Below are 20,939 nucleotides of genomic sequence, written 5' to 3'. Positions count from 1 at the left end.
GGCCCTATGAAACTGTTTGTAAACGACTTAACGGTCATAGATTCCTCCGTTGTTCATGTAGAGCGTGGGATAGTTGGAGAAAGCTGGATCGTTGATCTGCAACTGAGTGGGGATTTGAACAACGAATCCATGGTCCTGGATTTTGGGATCGTCAAAAAGCAGATTAAGTCTTTGATCGATGAGTTGGTCGATCACTGCCTTCTTGTGCCTGCTAGCGCGTCATCATTGGAGTTTTGCCAAGAACCCGAGCGTACTTGGGTGAAAAACAACCATAGCCGTCATGCTACCTTCTATGTACAGGGACCCGAGCAGGCTTTCTGCTTTATTGATGCTGACTCCATTGATGAGCAGAGCGTTTCTCTATTCCTTGAGGAGTCGATCCTTCCCCAACTGCCTAGCAACGTTCAAGGGCTAAAACTGACACTACGTAGTGAGCAGATCGATGAGCCTTACTACCACTACAGTCATGGCTTGAAAAAGCATAGCGGCAATTGTCAGCGAATCGCGCATGGGCACCGCTCCAGAGTCAGAGTATTCAATGATGGCCAGCTTGATAGAGAGTTGCAGACCTTATGGGCCAAACGCTGGGAAGACATATATCTGATCACGGAGGACGACATTGCTGAAGTGGAAGCAATGTCGATGCATGCTCAGGACATACGATTGGAAAACGCGATAGGGGCGAGCTATGTGAGCCCTCAGGGCTACTTCGAGATCTTACTTCCAGTGGAGCGTGTCGAGGTAATGGTAGCGGACTCTACTGTTGAGTGTATCGCCGAGTACATCGCCACTCGGCTTGCCGAACTGCGACCTAACCACAAGATTGAAGTTCATGCGTTTGAAGGTGTTGGAAAGGGAGCTATCGCTGAGCAAATTCTGATAGTTTGATGGTAGAGTCGATGTTAGATTGGCTCTATAGGCAGACTCAGAGTCACCCAATGTGGAAGGCTACCGACAAGAGGTTGTTATGGAAAAGAAAGCTGTTGTCATTTATTCCGGTGGAATGGACTCCTTTACCGTACTACACAAGGTGATTACTGAGGGTTATACACCTTATGCAATTACTTTTGATTATGGCCAACGTCATGACAAGGAGGTTGAGTACGCCAAAGTGGTTTGCTCCGAGTTAGGAATTAACCACAAGATCATTGATATTACAGCAATCAATCAGTTGATCTCAGGATCATCACTTACAAGAGATAGTGAATCAGATATTCCAGAAGGCCACTACGCCGAAGACAACATGAAGTCCACTGTTGTGCCAAACCGCAATATGATTCTGATTTCATTGGCAACTGGATATGCTGCTTCAATAGGTGCTGGCAAAGTCTTCTATGGAGCTCACTCAGGTGACCACGCTATTTACCCTGATTGTCGTCCTGAATTCGTAGAGAAAATCAATGCAGCGACAATGATTGCTAACTATGAGCCTATTGAAGTAGTTAGTCCCTATCTATATCAAAGCAAAATAGAAATCTTGAAAGATGGGCTTGAGATGGGCCTAGACTATGGCAAAACCTGGACTTGCTATAATGGTAGAGAGAAAGCATGTGGAAGGTGCGGTAGTTGTGTAGAACGACTTGAATCTTTCGAGATGAATGGCGTAAGCGACCCTCTCTTATATGAGTAAGGTGACACCAGTGAACAAGTGTATAGATGAAAATATAATTAGAGAGGTAGTCGAACATTCTGTGGGGGATTTCGACTCTTACACACTCGCAAGGTCAATCTACGCTAGAACTTCACCGGAAAGTGAAGCAGAGATGATCGTAAAGGAATGCTACCAGTACTGCCTATATTTAATAGATATAGGTGTGTTGAGGAATTGTGGCCAGGGGCGCTTCTGTAAAGTTTCCTAGCATAAATGGAATTTACTATCACTTATCTCCTCTAACGTGTTGCTTGCGAGGTTCGACTTTAGTTGTGAAATGACATTGTGTATTTTTACATTATTGCAGGTGGTGGCGCGCATTGTTAATGAAATAAGTCCATGGGTTATTATATTTTTGAGCTAACTTTAACCCTGTCTTTATTTTTTTGTTTATAGTTTTGTTCTTTTGCTACATAACATGCTTGTCTTAATCGCGACTGGATAATGGCTGAAAAGGTTGTTTTTTGATTTTGTGATTTACTCTGCAAATTCTGGATGAATGATTGGATGTTCTCTAATAGCCGTCATAAGTTTTAATTTTACTTTACTGGATTTGACTTGATCTTTGTTTTGGGGACTAAAGTAAATGGAAGTTACCGTAACTCTTGACGACCTAGTTTATTCGAATAATGGGCTAGGGATTGGAAAAGCTATAGATGTTAACGCAGGTACGGTAACTATCGGTTACTTTGATTCGCCGATGTCTCCTGATGCCCACCGCGTAACCATGGCCCTCAGTGACGTCAAAGCGGTAAACCTGAACCAAGAAGAACTTGTTCATTATTTCAATGCTGAAACGAATCAGTGGGAAGTTGGGCGGGTCGTGGGCCCGGCGCCGGCGCCGGCGGATTACCGGATCCAGTTTCCAAACGATGTGCTGCGTGACCTAGCCCAGGCCGAGATCTACGTGCGCTGGGATAAACCCATCCAGGATGCCGTCGAGTGGTTGGCCAACCAGCAAACCTACACGCCGTTTTTTCAAGACTCGCGCATGGCGTTTCAAAACCACATGCTCGAACAGCGTGAGGCCTGTGCAGGGGTTACCGCTGCTCTCTCTTCGTCGATTGCGCTGGAGCCGCACCAGTTGGCCGTCGTACGCAGGGTGTTGTCTGATCCCATTCAGCGCTACCTACTGGCGGACGAAGTGGGCCTGGGTAAGACCATTGAGGCTGGCTTGATCCTGCGCCAGCATGTGCTGGAAAACCCGCAGCAGCACCAGGTCCTGATCCTCGTCCCGGAGGTATTGCTGGCGCAGTGGCACGCTGAACTCACCGAGCGTTTTCACTTAGCCGAGCTTATGGATATCAGCATCCGGATCCGGTCATTCGAGCAGTTTGCCGCAGATGATATTGAGCTTGATCAGGCCAACCTGGTGGTCATCGACGAAGCCCACCAGGTAGGTGAATGGGCCTGGTCGACACGGAGTAGCCCGCGCTACCAGGCGCTTGCCGAGTTGGTTCATGCCAGCGACAAGTTGCTGTTGCTTTCGGCAACGCCGCTGGTGGGAAATGAGCGAAACTTCTTGGCTATGTTGCACCTGCTCGATCCGCAGAGCTACCAATTGACCGAAGACGGCGTGGTTGAGTTTCGTCAGCGGATCGAAATTCGTGAACAACTGGGCGGTATCATACAGTCGTTTCGCACCAGCAACGGTAACCTGCAATTGCGAAACAGTTTGAATAAGCTCCTGCAGACGTTCCCAATGGATGACCACCTACAGGTGCTGGGCAAAGCGCTCTTGCCCTATCTCGCGGCAAATCTGTTTAGCAAAGAGCGCCCGGAAGAAGCTAATCAACTGGTCCAGCAGGTTCGCCATCATATTGCCAATCGCCATGGTGTTCACCATCGCTTACTGCGAAACCGTCGCTCAATGCCACAGGTCGGCAATTTGCTGCCAGGCCTGGCCGGGCTAGAACGCCGGTATTACCAAGGTGCCGGCGTTGGCGAAAGCCTGTCCGCCTGGCGTGATCACATGATGCTGACTGACGCACACAGCACCAGGTTTGCATCGGTGTATCGCCTGTTTGTCGAAGCCAGTCTGGGCGCCCCCCTGGTGCTGGCCGAGTTGGCGAGCGCTCGCCTTGAGCAACGTCGCTTGAATCCGGACGGCTTTATCCTGTCGCCGCAGCAATGTCAGGATCTGTGCGGCCCGTTGGTACCAGGTGAGGGCGAATGGCTTCGCGAGTTGATCGAACGCGCGCGAAATGAGCAGTCTGGATATCAACGGCAACTGAATAGCTTGCTGGGGCAGTTGCTGCGAGAGTCGGCGCTTGGAGTGGTAATTTTCTGCGACCACCCGTGGTCTGCCGATCAGTTGTTTTCGGATATCGGCCTCAATTACTCGGGACAGATCCAGCGGCATAACCCAAGCCAGACGCTACGCTTTGGCCAGGACACCAAATGCCGAGTGTTGATCTGTGACCGCCGTGCGGAGGAGGGGATCAACTTGCACGGCAGCCATCGAGTGGCTATCCATTACGATGTGCTGTTTTCACCCAACCGCATGGAGCAGCGAAATGGGCGCTTGAACCGCTACTTTGCCGATCACCACGCGATGGCCGTGCGCAACTTCGTCATCCTGTCCAACGATGAGCAGTCGCTGGCCAACCACTGGATCAATATTCTTGACCGTTCGTTCGAAGTGTTCGACCGCTCTATTGCTGGCTTGCAGTTTGTCATCGACGATCAGATGTCGCAGGTCGATAACTGCTTGTACCTGGATGGGCTGGATGCGTTGCTTGCCCTGAATGAGCGCCTGGTTGGTGAGCAGAAAGTGCTCGAGACAGAGCTGGATAGAATCCGCAATCTTGAGGCCTTGATGTCGGTTGACGCAGACGTGATTGAAGCCGGAAATTTCGTTCGCAAATTGCAACAAATCGATGAGCTAGAACTGGAGTTCGAACAGGCGGCGTCCTGTTGGATTAACAAGCAACTAGGCTTTGTAGTCAACCAGGCAGAAAGCCCAGGCGTGATCCGTTACCGGTTTAATCATGGTGGTGCCGCCCGGGGCACCATGGTCAGTCTGAAAATGCTGATCAGGCATTGCCTGCTCGGCTTTGACTTCGAGCATGGCCACTGTGATGCCCCGGTGACTTATGAAATGAGTTATCGTCGCGCATCCGCTCAGAACCGCCATCAACGTGTGGCACGACTGGGCGAGCCATTCCATGATGCGATGTCCTCAATGCTGTCTTATGAACTGCGCGGCATGGCCAGTGCCATGGTGCGCAAAATTAGTGTCCTCGGAAACGATGACATGCCCGTGTTTTTCCGCTTGGATTACTTGGTTTCGGCATGCATTGACGAGAACTCCGAAAATGTCGGCGCCTTGCGTCGATTGGCTGATCGCCTGATGCCGCCAAAGCAGTGCACGGTCTGGCTTAACCAGAAGGGCGAGAGAATCATCAACCCTGCGATCCTGAAAATCCTCGAGCCCCAGTATGTAAGTTATGAGAAAGGTGGCAGCGATATTAATCTAGCCAAGCGCTGGTCGGCTATCGAAGCGCTGTTCAGCAAGGCACAGTGGAAAGATGTTTGCCAAGGTGTTGGAGAGCAAGCTGAGCATTTGGTGGCCGCTGAATACCAGACTACTCACCAGCAAGGCATGGATAACCTGGCTAATTATCTGGCTTCCGGTGCACAGTTACCTGAAACATATCGCGCAGGTCTGAGGAAGGCGTTCGAGCGCCCGAATTACAAGTGCCTGGCCTCGCGGGCGGTGTTCCTTGCTTCGCCAGACGTTTGCAATGCAATCAAGAACATCTAGGCGAGGCAGACAACAATATATGCAACAGGTTCTATTACACGCGCTGGCTAACGGCAGTCATGCTGGACTGGATCAACCGCAGGAGATGACTGGCTCAGAAAGCCGGTTGTGGCAGTGCCTCGGAGCACAGGCCAGGCCGCTGGATCGACGCAGTGCGGTTTACCACTGGCTCATGCAGCAGTCACAGTTCGATACCAGGCTCGAGATCCGGGTCCCGATTGCAGAATCCTGGCCGACGAGCGTCCAGTGGCGACAAGCAGGTCTTCAATGTCAGCAGTTGGGGCAACATTACCTTCTCCAAGCCGGCAGGCCTTGGCAGCCTGACTGGCTGCAGGGGGCGCAACATCCGGTGTTTGGCGCGACGCTGGCCCAGGAACCAAGGCGCAAATTCAGTCGGGTGCCGATGGATGCTGGAGTGAGCAACCTGATGGGGAAAGGTTATAACCAATACCAGGCGCCCGGCCAGCGCGAAGCAGTCAGGGCGGCGCTGCTAAGTGAGCCCGGCAGCACCCTACTGGTAAATCTGCCAACCGGTACCGGCAAGACCTTGGTTGGCCAGGTGATGGCGATGGCAGCCCCCCGTGAGAATGCCCTGAGCGTGGTCATCGTACCGACCGTCGCCCTGGCTCTGGAGCAGGCCGAGCGCTACCGAGAGGAAATTTGTAAGCAGGGCGGTAAGGCCGAAGACGTCGTTGCCTGGCACGCCAGTCTGGATGTCGAACAGCGGCGTGAGGTGCGCAGCCGGATCCGCCAGGGCACCCAGCGCCTGGTCGTGACCTCGCCTGAAGCCGTCTGCAGTTCATTAACGCCGGTGCTGTTTGATGCCGCCGAAAACGGTGGCCTTCGCCACCTGATTGTCGATGAGGCACACCTGGTGATCCAGTGGGGGGCTGGCTTTCGCCCCGAGTTCCAACAACTTGGTGGGCTAGTGCGAGGCCTGCGCACGGCCAGTAAACAGCAGGGTGTTACTCCCTGTATCACGGTCTTGATGACAGCCACGCTGACCGAGGATACTCGCCAGGGACTGCGCGACACCTTTGGCACACTAATGACCGAGATTCATGCCTGTCACCTGCGGCCCGAGCCGGCTTACTGGTGTGCCAGGGCAGAAACCCACGCTATGAAGCAGCAATGGGTGATGGAAGCACTGGCCCATGCGCCAAGGCCGCTGATCCTCTATTGCACCCGCCCGGCAGAAGCGAGGCAATGGCAGCACCTGCTGCTCGAGTCCGGGTATGGCCGCCTCGGGGTCTTTACCGGCTTGACCAAGACCGAAAGGCGCATCGAATTACTGGAACAGTGGCGTGAAAACCACCTGGATATCATGGTGGCCACCTCGGCGTTCGGTGTCGGCATGGACAAGAACGACGTACGCTGCGTGATACATGCCACAGTGCCGGAAAACATGGACCGTTATTATCAGGAAGTTGGCCGCGCAGGTCGCGACGGCCTGGCCGCGACGTCGCTACTGATCTATACCAACGATGATATGAAGTTCGCCGAGCGCATTGGTGGGGAAACCGTTATCAGTGTCGACCTTGGCTATGAGCGCTGGTGCAGCATGTGGCAACGGGCTGAGTCCTTGTCTGACGGACACTACCGGATCAACCTGGCCAACCTGGTGCCGAGACTGCACCGTCTGTCGAAACAAAACAAGAGTTGGAACCTCAGGACTATTTTGCTGATGGTGCGCGCTGGCGTGATCCAGTTGGATGCGGTCAGGCAGCAGATACCACAGCAACAGGCAACGCAGTCCGATGCGGATTATGAGCGTGCCGTCCAGGACACGATGAAAAAATACCGTGACTCGCTGGTGGTACGCCCCTTGGCGGCTGACCATACGCAACTGTCATTCTGGCAGTCACACTTGGAACCGGTGCGCCAAGTTATCGCTATGTCAGCGAGTTCAAATCTGGCAGCATTGAAAAGCTGGCTGGCAACGCCAGTTGAGTTGCCGTTGTGCCAGACTCTGACCTCGCTTTATACACTGTCCGACGCCTATGCCAGCAAGGCGTGTGGTGGCTGTCCGGCATGCCGTCAGCGTTCGGCGTCATTGTTTAGCTATGTGATGCCCGAGGCCAAACTCAACCGGGAATTTGCCGTACAAACTTCGCATTCTCGCTGGCGCGCGTTGACCGGCCTGGAGGGCTCGCGGTGTTTTATCATGTATCCGCGCCCTGACGGCAGCACCAAGTCACAGCGCGAATGGGCCAGGTCCACCGTGCAACTGATCAAAGCCTTGGCCCATGCTGGGGTGATCAGCTCTGTTCGTATCTCGGCGGATAGTGATTTCGCAATGCTGCAAAGTGTTTTTAAGCGAACTGGCGGTATCAAGCCAGAGCTGCTGACCCGATTCAGTGAACAGTCGACGGAGAAGCCTGCCGTACCCTGGCCAGAGTTGTTGATTCCTTCGAACGCCGAGTACAAAAGTGGCTATGTGATTCCGCGGCCACTAAGGCTATTCGGCGGCCCTCTGCAACTGGCCCTAGTGCCGGAAGATATGGTGGATCCGAAACATGTTGCCGGTGAACTGTTCGTTAAACTGGATAACAACAACTGGGTGCGACGCGATACCCTTATGCAGGCGCTAGGGAAGCGCTAGTGCTCGGAACGACAACTTCGATGCGGGGCTTACTGTTGTTGTCAGGGGCCCCGGTTTATTTGTGGCGCACTCAATATGTATTGATTCCCCTTTTTGCAAACTCTGTGTTGCATGTCAGCCTTCCCGAGCGTAATATCGATAGTGTCAAATCGGCGCAGTCCGCGTCAGTCTCCCTCCTTATAGTTACTGGCCTTGTTTCCCCCAGCCAGAGCAAGCATTAACATTTATCTCTTTAATACCAGCAACCTGAGCAGGAAATCTGACTCGGTAGTGCGCCAGTTAATCCAGTCTGCCCTGAGCCATATTTAATGCTCGAACGGCACTGGATAGGGACTTTAGCTGCGTAGAGGAGATGATTAACAGTGCCGATTATCAATAATGACCACGGGGGCAGTCAGTTTGAAGTGTTGACTGTTATTCACAATGTGCTCAAGGGGAATAAAGGCAATCCCATGGAGCAGAATGAGTTGATTGCCTGGTGTCGCCCGGATGCCCTGTTGGCTGAAGGCAAAACGAGCGCGCGTAGCAAATTGGGTAAAGAACTGAGTGCCTGGACCGAACTGGGGTTACTAGAAACAGTAGGTGGCGGTTTCAGGCTCAGACCGTGCTATTTCACTGACCCTCAGCAGCAATTGTCAACCGGTGCCCGGCGCTGTCTGCTCGCCGCAGAAAACAATAAAGACCTCAGTTCAAGGGATCAGCGTGCCGTTGATTTGACAGTCTTACTTTGCATGCTCTTGGCACTGGATGTCTATCGTTATCCAGCAGTCCAATCCAACAACCTCGCTAATATCGTCGATCGTTATTTGACAGACTTCCGCATCAACACCAACGAAACGCCTATTGTACCATCTTACGCGCATTGGCTCGGTTTCATGACGCGCACTGGCAATGGGGTCTATTGCATTGACCCCACCTCGGCTATCAAAGAAGAAATTTCCGCTCATCCTTCAAAGTTCAAACCTGGGGAGCAACTTCCGATCGGCAACTTTGTTCAGCAGTTGGCGACGCTTCTGCCCGTTCTTGACGGTGGCAACTATCGCAAACAGGTAGAGCAGCGTATCGAGGGCCCTAGCTGGTCTCAGCCCAAAGAAACGGATCTGTCGACGTCGCTTTCCCGGGCACTGCTGCGACTGCATCATAGCGGTCAACTTCAATTGCAGAAACTGTCTGATGCCGGGCTGCGCAACTTAATAGGCCCTAACCGCGAAGTCTTGATGGCAGTGACACATGTAACGGTACGCGGAGAACAATGATGACAGCATTAACCAGTTACTGGCCTGACAATAAGCGGGTCGATACCTGCATCATGACCGAGGCAGAGTCGCTTTCGGGTAGCTTGCTGATGGCCGTGCATGAGCCGATGCGCTTGATCAAGCGTCAACACACCACTGGCAAAGAGGCTCGGACAGACGAGCAAGCGTTATTTGAGTTTCTGATGGCACACAACCGACCGATTCCTATTACGGGGGCGGCGGGTGTGGGCAAATCCCATATTATTCGTTGGCTGGGGGCGAAGTTAAAACGCCTGCACAACGCCGATAAATTCAAGACCATCTACATACCCAAGAGCTCTTCGATTGCCCGTGTGCTGGAGTTGATTACGGAAGGCCTCGAAGGCGAGGTCTATGACGAGATCCGCCGTTCGATAGACGGGATAAGCCAGACCATCGATGTACAACATATTGCCGAGCACCTGGCACTCAAGCTACGCCTCGCCTTGGGAGAAGAGTTCGAGCAGGTTTGTGCAGATATTGAATCTGGCAGAGAGGTCAAACCGGAAGATGTGCATCGCTTCGAGTGTGTTTATCAACATGCTCAAGGGCTGCAGGCATTGTTGCAAGACAGCCACTTGACCAAGCACTTCACCCGTCCTGGTGCCTGTCTTTACAATATTGCCGAGCGTCTTTACCTGGGGGTAAAGGATGATCAGGGCTTTGAGCAGGACTACCAGATGTTCGCTCACGATTTTGAGATCCAAATGGAAGTGGCGGCAGCGGCACATGATGCGCAGACATACATTCAGAATGAGCAACTGCTGACCGAACCAGATGCGCGGGAAAAAGCCGCTTGGACTATTAACCAAGTGTTGTATAAAGCGTGCGGCAAGACTATCGAGGAACTGCTGAGGATCAGCCCGACTAGCGTACAGCAGGTGGTACGCAGTATCCGACAGCAACTGCTGGCTGATGATAAAGACAACACCTTGGTGATCTTGATCGAAGACTTCACGACAACTTCGGCGATTCAGAAGGAATTTATCGAGTGCCTTTTGGAAGAGGAGGAATACCATGGTGAACAACGTCTGTGCCCTCTAAAGTCGGTTATTGCTGTGACCGAGGGTTTTGCCGGCTACCTGCATGTACGTGACGGTATCTTGGGCCGTACAGGCTATGAATGGCTGATCGAGTCGGCCAGTCAAAATGAGTCCGAGACCCTGGAGCGGATCTTCGATTTCTGTGGTCGTTACCTTAACGCAGCGCGCCACGGTGCACAGCAATTGGAGAGTAACTTTGGTGGTGCAGGTATGGAGCATAGCGGTCTGGCCATTTGGCACGACGGTGAAGTGCAGGAAAGCGAATTTCGCTCTCGCCTGGATGCTTTTGGTTACAGTCGTCAGCGCTATCCGCTGTTCCCTTTTAATAGGTTGGCCTTGGAGCAATTGGCGCGACAGCACTGTGTTGCCCACGGCCAGTTGATCTTTCACCCGCGATCTATTTTGCACTACTTGCTACGTACACCACTTAAAGAGGGATATGGCGCATACCTGGATGGACAGTTCCCACCGGAAAAATGGGACGGCCCAATTTGTAATCCAGCGATTGCTTCGCAGTTGAATGTACTTAGTGAGCAGGGACGTGCCAAGAAACTAGCTGCGGTCTGGGGAGGGAATCCCAGCTCAATGGCTGCGCTGACAGAGGCGTTGTCGCTTGGCGTCTGTGAAGAGTTTGGCCTGGCTGAGATGTGCCAGGTTTTGGGTGATGCTCCACAGCCAACAGTTACAACTGGGGGCAAAGGGCAAGCCGAAATCAAAGAACAACCCAATCCCGAAACCAAGGAAAAGGTTAAAACCGAAATCGAGACTGTAACCAATGAAGAGCAGGCTCCTGAAGTTCCAGTAGAGCTTATTAGTTGGCGTTCCAAGCTGGATAACTGGTATCAGGGAACAGCAGGCTTGCAGCAGCAAGATGCTGCTCAACTGCGCAAATGGATATGTGATGGTCTCAACGCAGTTATCGATTGGGGGCATCACCTTTGCCGTCCAAAGCCGTTGGGGAGTAGCAAACTTCCGGCAGGCCGGATCCACCTTCCAGTTAAGACCGGTAATACGGGGGCTCCCGTACTTGATTTGACCGTTTCTGGGGCTTTTGCAAAGTACGGTGAGCAATGGGTGAACGCGTTTTATGCCATGGCTACATACCACCACTATGGAAAAAGCTGGGACTTTCCAGGGGGGGCTAACGACTACCTGTATTATCACAACTTCTTCGACAGTGTTTCCCCGCAGGTAGTGGACCATTTGATTGCCCTAGAGCGTGAGGAACTTGGAGCGGTAGCGTCAAAACTGTTGCAGGGGGCAGGGTTCCTCGGCGCTGAAGGAGCTAACTCCAGCATCCGTTTAAAGCGGCTTAATGCGCTGTTGTTTGAGGCCCAGGAAAAACCGGAGCACGAGTTACTGGGCGAACTTGATAGCCGTTGGGAGCAGGTGATTGAACGACGTAAGTCGTTGCGCGGTGAGTTGCTACGCCTTACTGCAGCGAAAAAAACAGGCGCTGAGCCTTACGCCATTGACGGTACTCTGGTAGCCGAAGCCCTTAAGCAACCAGCAGCGGCAGAGCCGGATGTGATGGACAAGGTACTGAAGGAACTGCCCGCTATCAGGAACGAACTCCAGCCTGTAGCCAGCGAGTTGCATGACCTTTTTGCCGGTGATAGAACAGCGATTGCCGAGGCCAGCGCGCAGATCAAAGACGTGCTTGCATTGGCGGTGAAAGCCGACGTCGTACGGCCGTTCGATATGACGAAGACGCTAAAGAGTACGCTCAGGCGTTGGGAAAGCGACGAGCGAGTCGAAGTTGTCAAGCAGTTGAGCCGGTTACAACTGCCGGAAGACAACCCAGTACGCCTGATGCAGGAACTGGTCACCGTTGATGCAGCGCAATTCGAGGTCATCAGGGAGTTCCTGCTCCAGTTTAGCAATTTTGAATCGGCCACCTCTTTACACCTGAAAAACAAGATTAAACAGCAGGGTGGCGGCGAAATTGAACAGGCCCAGCAGGACGTGTTTGCCCAGTTGGACGAAATTGGTAGCCAACTACAGCAACTGGAGGAGTTGAACTGATGAATGACGTCGTAATCACCTCACCTGATGAGACCCAGGCTCCGATTGATAGCGGGATGGCAAAACGCTGTACGGCGTTAAAAGACCTGCTCGAGGGCTATGACCAGTTGCAGCGTAAGACGCTGATCCGCGATACCTACATTGATATAGCCAGCAAGCTGCGCAAAGTCGGCGAAAGGCTGCACCAGCAAACGGCCAGCTATATGCTGCTGTTGCAAATTCAACGGCTAGACGGAGACGGCGCGATTTTGCATGCGATGGACAGTAAGTCGGTTAGCCGGGTTCGTTCACTTCTTGGGCAGTTTCGCCAGGCTTTTGTCGAGCAAAAAGAAAACGTGCCTCAGTCCGAACAGCAGGAGTGGCCGAACCTACTCGATGGCATGGCGTCGCTTACCAAGGAGTTGCAGCAGCATATCGAACCGGTGTGGTCTTCTTACATCGAAGACCTGCGTCGCGGTTGGCAGGTTGATGAGAGCCTGCTGCACGGACAGATGTTGATCAAAGAACGCAAGCAGGTTTTCGATGCGTACCAGGTGGAACGTGCTCGGTTTATCGACGCTGTGCGCCAGGCCCCAGGGTCGCAGGCCGAACTGGATGCGGTTCACCAGTTGCAGCAGCGCTTGGAAACCTTGCGCAGTAAAATGGATTTGGATGTTCCGCCGGCGGTAAACCGCTTTCTGATGGCATCTGGCCGTCGTGGAGCGTCATTGGATCTGCTAACTGAAGAGGTCTTGGCCTGGTTAGAAACAAACGATGACATTACCCGCTACCGGATCACGCGACACCAAGGGAACTGAATGAAGCAAGTTATCACACAACTCTTGGACGAACTGGAGTCCCGGGAGGCCCTGTTGCTGACCTGGGGCAACAGCCAGGGGTATTTTTCAGAAGATGAAGTGCTTGAAGCCATCGAGCACATTCAGAAGGCCGGTGCTGATAGTGCTGAAGAAGCACATGAGCCGTATGACGTAATTGATGCCATGCTGGATAAGGGGCTGTTTGTCAGTTGGACAAACGCTGACGATGAAGCCTGCTACCGCACCCGCATGGCCGAGTCGGTCCGCCTGTTCAGCACACTACGCCAACAGTTTCCCAAACACGCGCGAGGGGAAGCCTGGAAACAGGCGCCGACCCTAGTCTCCGATTATCGCTTCTTACGACGCAAGCGCAAATACCCGCGCCGCGACCTGTCCACTACCGAAGTGCTGGATACGCTGAGCAAAAAGCCTGGATTGTCAGCAGTCGAGCGTCGGTTGCTGGGCGAGTTGCTCAGGCATGAGCATGGATTTTTCGACCTGGCCCGTTTCCAGCAGCAGGCCTGCGATTCGGTGCTGCGCGGGGTACGGCGCAAGGGGGCTTCGGGCTCGATTGTCTGTGCTGGTACCGGTAGCGGTAAGACCCTGGCGTTTTACCTGCCCGCCTTGACCCACATTGCGGGGCAGTTGGTCGCCAACCGCGGCGGCCACGTGCAGGCGCTGGCCATCTATCCGCGCAACGAACTGCTCAAGGACCAGTTCATAGAAACTTGGCGCCAGGCGCGCAAACTGGATGCTGTGCTGGCCGAGCAGGGCAAGCCTAAACTGCGCATTGGCGCCTACTTCGGCATGGCGCCGACCTCGAAAAACTCGGTGTTCCAGTCCTACATGAAAAAAGCCTGGCAACGGCGACAAACTGGCTATGCCTGCCAGTACATTCCCTGCCCGGATGAAAAGTGCAAGGGCAGCATGGTGTGGCTGGATGATGATCATGGAAAGGGCATCGAGCGCCTGTGCTGTGACAGTTGCAACAAGCGCATTGAGCCAGATGAGGTCGCCCTGACCCGTCAAAGCATGGAGAAACATGTTCCGGACCTGCTGTTTACCACCACCGAGATGCTAAACCGGCAAATGGGCAACCCCAACAGCCGCAAGCTGTTTGGTATCGGCAAGCAGGTTACGCCACCGACGCTGATGCTTCTGGATGAAGTGCACACCTACAGCGGTGTTGGGGGAGCCCAGGCTGGTATGTTGCTGCGCCGTTGGCGGCATATGGCAAGAGCGAGTCCGCACTTTGTTGGTTTGTCGGCGACCCTGGAGCAGGCGCCAAGATTCCTTGCTTCGCTGGTGGGGCTCAAAGAATACCAAGTTGCCGAAGTGAGCCCGCTAGAAGACGAGATGGAGCAGGAGGGGGCGGAGTACATGCTCGCACTGCGCGGCGATCCAGCGTCGCGCTCCAGCCTGTTGTCTACCACTATTCAGGCGTCCATGTTGGCCAAGCGCGTGATGGACAATGTTCAGAGTCCGGTCAGTGATGGTTTGTACGGTACCCGCAACTTCGTGTTTACTGACGACATTGATGTGATCAACCGTCTGTATTTCCAGTTGCTTGATGCGGAAGGGCGTTATTCCAATGGCAACATTAATGCCAAAAAGAATCCGTTGGCCCTGTTACGTCAACCGGTATACGGTGATCAAGAGCGCTTTGCTTATGGGCAGAGTTGGGACTTACCGCTGGCCATTGGTCATAACCTAGATGAGAACGACCGCGCTAATGTCAAACGCACCTCGTCGCAAGATGCGGGGGTGGATCAGCAAGCGGAGGTGATCGTCGCCACTGCGTCGCTGGAAGTGGGCTTTAATGACCCAACTGTTGGTGCGGTGATTCAGCACAAGGCACCGCGTGACAACGCACAGTTTCTGCAGCGTAAGGGCCGAGCCGGTCGACAGCGTCGCATGCGTCCGTGGACAGTTGTGGTGCTGTCTGACTATGGCCGTGACCGCATGGCGTTCCAGTGTTATGAAGATCTGTTTGATCCCGAATTGAAAGCACGGCGACTGCCCGTTCATAACAGTTATGTGCTGCGCATCCAGGCAGCTTTTGCCACCATGGACTGGTTATCCCAGCGACCAGGCGTCGCTAGCCCAATAGACTGGGGCGGGATCTGGGAAGATCTCTCCTGCCCGCAAGGGGATGCTGCGTTGTCCAGGCGTCAAACGGTCCTCAAAGAAGAGATCCTGCGACTGCTGCGAGAGCCGGCCCAGGCCTTGAAGTTGACGGATTATCTCACCGACGCGCTTGGGCTGGAATTGGCCAATCCGGAGCATAACAAGCTGATCCAGTCCCTGTTGTGGCAACCGCCACGCGCTATTCTGACGGCCTTTTTGCCGACTGTGCTCAGACGTTTAACCACCAGTTGGGAAAAAGCTGGCGTTAAGCAAAACGACAATTGTCGCCGCAATGCGCCCATGCCGGAATTTGTGCCGGCGGCTCTGTTCAGTGAACTTTGCTTGCCAGAATTGATGGTTCGGTTACCCGAGGCTGACATTGAACCTGGCGCACCGGCACCGCAGATGCCCATTCTGCAGGGGATGCGTGACTTTGCCCCGGGGCGGATTAGCAAGCGATTTGCCACCGAAAGTATTCGTCAGCGACACTGGATGGTACCGGAGGGCTTCGAGCCGATTGCCGGGGATCATGTGTTCCCGATTACCGACTATTGTCCAGTTGATCGACTCGAAGCGATGGGCGTTTGCCAGATTGATACCGCTGGTGGCGTAAAGACAATTCCATGTTTCCGCGCATACGAGGTGAATACTTCCACGCCGCCCGACGAATGGAATTTGCAGGATACTTCGCAGGCGTTTCTAAATTGGCATACGGAAATCCGCCCACCTGCAACTCGCGAAAGTGCTGAATTGCCAGAGCGAAACATGTGGCGGCAGGTGTTCTGTGGTGTCGAATTCTTTACTCATCAGCAGCATCGCCCAGTTGAAGTCATCCGCCTGGCGACCGGTTCTCGGGCAGAGCTCAAGTTTAAAGGAGACAAAGATAGCGCTGCGATTAACTTCGAATTTCAGCATGAAGACCAACCGGCCAGCCTGGCTTTTTCGCTGTGGGTGGATGCAGTTGCGTTTCGCTGCCGGATGCCGGAGTTCCACCTTGATGATTTGATGAAGGATGAGGCGCTGCTGTTTGGTGTGCGTACAGCGCGATTTATCGACGAAGTACGAAACGATAAAACACTTACCGAAAATGTGTTTTTGGCCGGGTGGTTGGCCGAATCCCTGTTGGCTGGGCTCTGTTGCGAGGCTGTGTTAAGCCAGTGTTCACTGGAGCAGGCGTTACAGGCGTTGCGCAATGGCACTGCACAAGTGGCACTTCAAGATATCCCGGCTTGCATTTTCCAGACGCTGCCGGGTACCTCTGGCGAGCAAGGCGAGCAGGACCTGCAACAAAATCTGCGCGATTTGTTAGGCCGAGATGGAGTTGTTGAAAAGCTTGCTCAGTGGGCTGAATTATTGTGGCAGCAACCAGATGCCGGTTGGTTGGAATGGCTCCAGCAGTGCTTCCAGACCACGCTGGGGGCTGCGTTGCAGCAAACCGCAATGCAGCTGTGTCAGGATGCCGACGAGCAAGATGTCGTACTGGATCTTGATCCTGGCCCAGCCCGACGCGAAGTGCTGGACGATGATGAAATGGAGATCTGGCTGTCTGAATCCACGGTTGGTGGCGGTGGGATCATTGAGCGCATTCAGCAGGTGTACTTTGAAGATCCGCGTCGTTTCTTCGAGTTGCTGGACTTTAATCTGCGCGCCGGTGATTACGAGACTATGGACAACCACGTTTACCAACTGCTCGGTGTATTGCAGCAGGACGCTGACATGGCGGCGTCCATACAGGCCATGCGCACAGCAAACGACCACCAAAGCCAACTGCAGGCGCAGCGTGACTTTCTTGGCGCGCTGCAGCAAAGAGGCTTTTTGACCAGCCACAGCTTTATGTCGGCAGTTAATTCGCGCCTGCTGCGCCCGGGTAGCAATCAGCAAAGCGACCGGTTGTTGCTGCAGTTACAGCAGGACTGGCGCGTCGAAGAAGCGCGTCTGGGCATCGAGTTGCCACAGCGTGTATATGCGTTTACCTGCTCGCTAAGCAATCATCTGGACAAGCTGTTGCCCCAGGCTGCTGCGGGCCAGCAGGATCTGCAAAGCTGGCGTTTCAAAGTCTGCAACGGCTTGTTATGGCCCCGTGGCCATGTTATCCGCGATGCCTGGCTGAGCTATTACAACCCTTATGCCTTTGCCGGAACGACTGAGCGACTGCTAGTGCGCGCCTGTGTTGGCTCAGCCTGCGAGCAGGTCGCGCTGTCCGATGACGATTGGATGACCCGCTGTCATAGTCTGCTGGACAAGCATGGAAAGTGTGAGCTAGTCGCCAAACCCGAGCAGGACATTAACCTGGCGCTGGCCCAACTGCTGGTGAAACCGGTGGACATGTACGGCTTATTTTTCTATCCACGGGTGGCGTCGATACGCCGTGAGCAGCACGAGATTTGCGCCCAGGTGGAGATCGCGGAGGCGGTGCAATGACAACCCGACGTATTTTTAAATCCCGCACCTCGCGCCAGGCCGAGATCCAAGACGTGCTGTGCGGGTTGCTGACCGCCGAAGTGATCCGCCCAAGCAGCACTCTGTGGCTGGTCTCGCCGTGGGTAACGGATCTCGACCTACTGGACAATCGAGCGGGTAACTTCGATTTTCTTGAGCCAGCTTGGGGGCGGCGTAAGGTGCAAATCACCGAGATGCTGACACGTATGCTGGTCAACGGGGGGCACTTGAAGCTAGTCACCAACTGCGATGCTCACAATGCGCGCTTCTTGCGGCACCTGCATCAGCGGGCCGAAGCTTACGGCGTTTGCGAACGTCTCAGCGTGCTGCAAAAAGAGAAACTTCACACTAAAGGGATCCTGGGTGAGCACTACTACCTGCATGGCTCGATGAACCTTACCCTTGGCGGGGTAGAAATCAATGACGAGCAGATTAACCTGAGTATTGACAGGCAGTCGATTGCTGAGGCGATGCTGACGTTCCGCAAACATTACAGCGCAATCGATGATAACAGCGGAGGTGAGCAATGAAATTGCCTCAGCAGCATGCATTTCTCGAGCGTTTTTTTGCCGCCGATAACCGTATCACCTGGCCGGAAATCATCAACCGCACGCTCAAACCCAGCACGCTTGAGCGTCTCGAACCGTGGCTTGACGACGTAATCAACCAGCGCTTCCCAGTGATCCTTCCGCGAGTCTATCAAGGCGGTATGTGCTGGTACGCGCTGACCGATTCGGATACTGCGCGGGTTGAATTAGGGGAGTTACTGACGGCGCACGTCGGAGCCTCTTACACCGATTTCGACAAGCAACCGTATGAGCTCAGTGCTCAGGATCCGGTCGAGAGCGCAATTATCGATACTTATGGCGATGCTCGCACTTGTAAGGTCTATCGCTTCTCGGCTACAAGCAGGGAACATATCGATGCGGTGTTCACTGCACTCGGGAGGCTGCGTTGCCAATTGGCCCAGAGGCCTGCGCTGAAGCAGCGCCTGGTTAGGCACCGCGGACGGATCCTGCGTGACATTAACCTGGCATTGTATCGTCGCGACGGCAGTCAGGCGATGAGATACCTTACCGAATTGCGCCGTGCCGGTGGCATTGGTGACCAGAATGAGTTGTTCCTAGAGCTGCGCAGCCATGCTTTGGCAGGAGAGTGGCAGCAGATCATGGAGCATCCGGATCTGCGCATCGTACTGGACCTGCCAAGACCTCGAGCATTAACTGAAGCCTTGATGGAAGCAGTCTACGGATACCAATTGCTGACTTTCGAGGTACAGGATGACTTGTCTGCACAGCGGGAGTTTTTCCAGTCGACGCTTGCAAAACGTTTGCAGGGACTGTTCTTGGCAAACCCTAGGGTTACCTCGGCCAGTGCGGTAAAGAGCAGTTTGTTGTGGCTGCTGTCAGATACTGAAGCTAAGCCGGAAAGCGTTCGTAGCCGGGCTGAGCAACTGGCGAAGCACTCCTTTTGTCCTAGCGAAGGCGATCGACGATGGATCGAGCGTTTATTAGCCGAATTTCCCGAGGCTCAAACGCCTGCTAGACAAACAGGAGGTACAGATGAATACCGTGCAGCTCCAATAGCAGGGCCTTCAAGTGAGCTTTTAACACATGTAGATTACACCGACTTCGATCGCTTGCGACTGGAGGCCGATGATGACCCGGTAACTGTGCTGGAAGTCTTGGGGTCTTCACAATGGGAAGGCACGCCAGCGATACAACTAGCGGCATTGGCGCTTAAGTGTGCCTGGGCTGTTTCTTCGTCCCAGTCGGCACATCAAGCGCAACAACTGTTTGAGCGGTTGGATGAGGACGAACGGGGAAAGTTGCTGGTTAAGCCGGCCTATGCCAAGTATTTAGGTGCCGTCAGCGCTAAACTCTCTTCGGAAGCCTGTGGTATCGTTACTTGGCATGACTGGTTGCAGCAGTTGCTGGTTCAGCCTGACTGGAATGGCGCGAAAGACTGTGCCGAAGACGGGGCAGAGGATTGGCCTGACACAGCACTAGACAGCAGGCTGTTTAGTGAACTGGTCATTCAATGTGGTGACAGTGCTAATGAGCAGGCGGCACAAGTGGTGCGCGAATGCTTGCCGTGTATTGCGGGTTGGCTGTTCCGGCATGAGTCGGCGACCCGTTGGCAACCAGTGTGGCTGGCGCTCATCGAGTTGCTCTCTTTGGACGAGCAAAGTTCCTCGGAGGACATGATCTTTGCCACTGACCTAGCGCGTGGTTATCTGCAGGGCACGGTTACAGCTGAAGGATACGGTGACCTGATCGACTACCTGTGTGAACTGCAGACTAGCAGCGGCTCGGGAACTGACAGCGGTGATATCTGGCTGGATATGTTGGAGTTGTTCGTTCTGCACCCGTGCCCGCAGCAGCAAAAGCGTGACGTACTGTTCGCTAGCGTCTACAGCGCATTCTGTGCCAACGCTAGTCGCTACAAAGCGGAGCAGTGGGGTTACCTGGTGCTGTTCGCCAAAGAAGCCGGGCTCAGTTACACCCAGCCTGAATCGGTATTCGAAGATGAGCAAACCGAATCAACTCTGCAATTAACTACCACACTTAATGGTAAAAAGATTGGTTTATATACTTTGACCGAGTCTGTTGCAAAGCGGGTTAAGAAACAACTAGAAGAGATATATCCTCAAGTTGATGTACATATCAATAGTGACAAGACTTCAACCAAGCCGTTGAAAGCGTTGGCCAAGGAAGCGGATTTGTTTGTTTTTGCCTGGCTTAGTGCTGCACACCAGGCGTATTACGCCATCAAAGATGCGCGAGGAAACAAACCATTATTACAACCGCGTGGAAAGGGGAGTTCCAGCATGCTGCGCTGCTTGCTGGAGTATGCACAACAGTCCTCTGAGGCTATCAACGCATAACCAATTGGTATCCTAACATTTTTGCCCCGGTTAACACCGGGGCGAAGCTAATCAAGAGTAACGGCATAAGGAGATAATCGTTATTCTTGATGCTTCACTTTCATCCTATACTGACGCAATTGAGGATGTAAGAGAATTAGGCTACTCATAGAACGCAATTGCTTCATCGCGCCTCTCAGGTTAAGTGTGCCAAATGATTTAATTATTATTTTCATGGATATGGGGGTGTGGGAGAAAAAGGTTGCTAGAAAATGGAAGAATTAATTGGTTGGATAATTATTGATGTTAACGAGATTTGTTCCAATTACCTTGCAAATTAAGTTTTTTG

Annotated in this window: 10 protein-coding genes; all 10 read left to right on the top strand. The window is 53.4% G+C overall.

All coding sequences use genetic code 11. The features are described 5' to 3' along the window. Positions 1 to 6 precede the first annotated feature (6 nt). The 10 genes from FBAL_RS16605 to dpdD all read left to right on the top strand — a co-directional run bounded on the left by FBAL_RS16605 (position 7) and on the right by dpdD (position 20,611). Complete coding sequence (locus FBAL_RS16605; RefSeq protein WP_013346751.1) at positions 7 to 888, top strand: 6-carboxytetrahydropterin synthase; 882 nt, start codon at positions 7 to 9, stop codon at positions 886 to 888. 79 nt (positions 889 to 967) lie between these two features. Continuing rightward, positions 968 to 1,630, top strand: coding sequence for a 7-cyano-7-deazaguanine synthase QueC (gene queC, locus FBAL_RS16600; protein ID WP_013346750.1), 663 nt, complete (start codon positions 968 to 970; stop codon positions 1,628 to 1,630). A gap of 607 nt (positions 1,631 to 2,237) precedes the next feature. Then, positions 2,238 to 5,417 (top strand): protein DpdE, encoded by a 3,180-nt coding sequence (dpdE, locus tag FBAL_RS16595; protein ID WP_013346749.1) that lies wholly within the window; start codon positions 2,238 to 2,240, stop codon positions 5,415 to 5,417. Next, positions 5,398 to 8,019 (top strand): protein DpdF, encoded by a 2,622-nt coding sequence (gene dpdF, locus FBAL_RS16590; RefSeq protein WP_083771240.1) that lies wholly within the window; start codon positions 5,398 to 5,400, stop codon positions 8,017 to 8,019. The genes dpdE and dpdF overlap by 20 nt, the downstream gene beginning before the upstream one ends. Before the next feature lie 362 nt (positions 8,020 to 8,381). Next, entirely contained in the window at positions 8,382 to 9,275 is an 894-nt protein-coding gene (gene dpdG / locus FBAL_RS16585) for a protein DpdG (RefSeq protein WP_013346747.1), read from the top strand. Further along, the gene (gene dpdH, locus FBAL_RS16580) at positions 9,272 to 12,361 is read left to right on the top strand and encodes a protein DpdH (protein WP_148226770.1); all 3,090 of its coding nucleotides are present in this window, start codon (positions 9,272 to 9,274) and stop codon (positions 12,359 to 12,361) included. Before dpdG ends, dpdH begins: the two co-directional genes overlap by 4 nt. Further along, the gene (locus FBAL_RS19710) at positions 12,361 to 13,158 is read left to right on the top strand and encodes a hypothetical protein (protein WP_013346745.1); all 798 of its coding nucleotides are present in this window, start codon (positions 12,361 to 12,363) and stop codon (positions 13,156 to 13,158) included. Before dpdH ends, FBAL_RS19710 begins: the two co-directional genes overlap by 1 nt. Continuing rightward, on the top strand, positions 13,159 to 17,706 hold the full coding sequence (gene dpdJ / locus FBAL_RS16570; RefSeq protein WP_013346744.1) for a protein DpdJ: 4,548 nt from the start codon (positions 13,159 to 13,161) through the stop codon (positions 17,704 to 17,706). Then, a complete protein-coding gene (gene dpdK, locus FBAL_RS16565) occupies positions 17,703 to 18,254 on the top strand; it encodes a phospholipase D-like domain-containing protein DpdK (RefSeq protein ID WP_013346743.1) in 552 nt (183 codons plus the stop codon). Before dpdJ ends, dpdK begins: the two co-directional genes overlap by 4 nt. Beyond that, on the top strand, positions 18,251 to 20,611 hold the full coding sequence (dpdD, locus tag FBAL_RS16560) for a protein DpdD (protein ID WP_013346742.1): 2,361 nt from the start codon (positions 18,251 to 18,253) through the stop codon (positions 20,609 to 20,611). Before dpdK ends, dpdD begins: the two co-directional genes overlap by 4 nt. Positions 20,612 to 20,939 lie beyond the last annotated feature (328 nt).

The organism is Ferrimonas balearica DSM 9799, from assembly GCF_000148645.1.
Taxonomy (GTDB): domain Bacteria; phylum Pseudomonadota; class Gammaproteobacteria; order Enterobacterales; family Shewanellaceae; genus Ferrimonas; species Ferrimonas balearica.
This window is presented reverse-complemented; position numbering and strand designations above follow the sequence as displayed.

Excerpts from the sequence above, each read along its gene's own strand:
- FBAL_RS16605 (WP_013346751.1), top strand. The coding sequence starts at position 7 with ATGAAACTGTTTGTAAACGACTTAACGGTCATAGATTCCTCCGTTGTT.
- queC (WP_013346750.1), top strand. The coding sequence starts at position 968 with ATGGAAAAGAAAGCTGTTGTCATTTATTCCGGTGGAATGGACTCCTTT.
- dpdE (WP_013346749.1), top strand. The coding sequence starts at position 2,238 with ATGGAAGTTACCGTAACTCTTGACGACCTAGTTTATTCGAATAATGGG.
- dpdF (WP_083771240.1), top strand. The coding sequence starts at position 5,398 with ATGCAATCAAGAACATCTAGGCGAGGCAGACAACAATATATGCAACAG.
- dpdH (WP_148226770.1), top strand. The coding sequence starts at position 9,272 with ATGATGACAGCATTAACCAGTTACTGGCCTGACAATAAGCGGGTCGAT.
- FBAL_RS19710 (WP_013346745.1), top strand. The coding sequence starts at position 12,361 with ATGAATGACGTCGTAATCACCTCACCTGATGAGACCCAGGCTCCGATT.
- dpdJ (WP_013346744.1), top strand. The coding sequence starts at position 13,159 with ATGAAGCAAGTTATCACACAACTCTTGGACGAACTGGAGTCCCGGGAG.
- dpdK (WP_013346743.1), top strand. The coding sequence starts at position 17,703 with ATGACAACCCGACGTATTTTTAAATCCCGCACCTCGCGCCAGGCCGAG.
- dpdD (WP_013346742.1), top strand. The coding sequence starts at position 18,251 with ATGAAATTGCCTCAGCAGCATGCATTTCTCGAGCGTTTTTTTGCCGCC.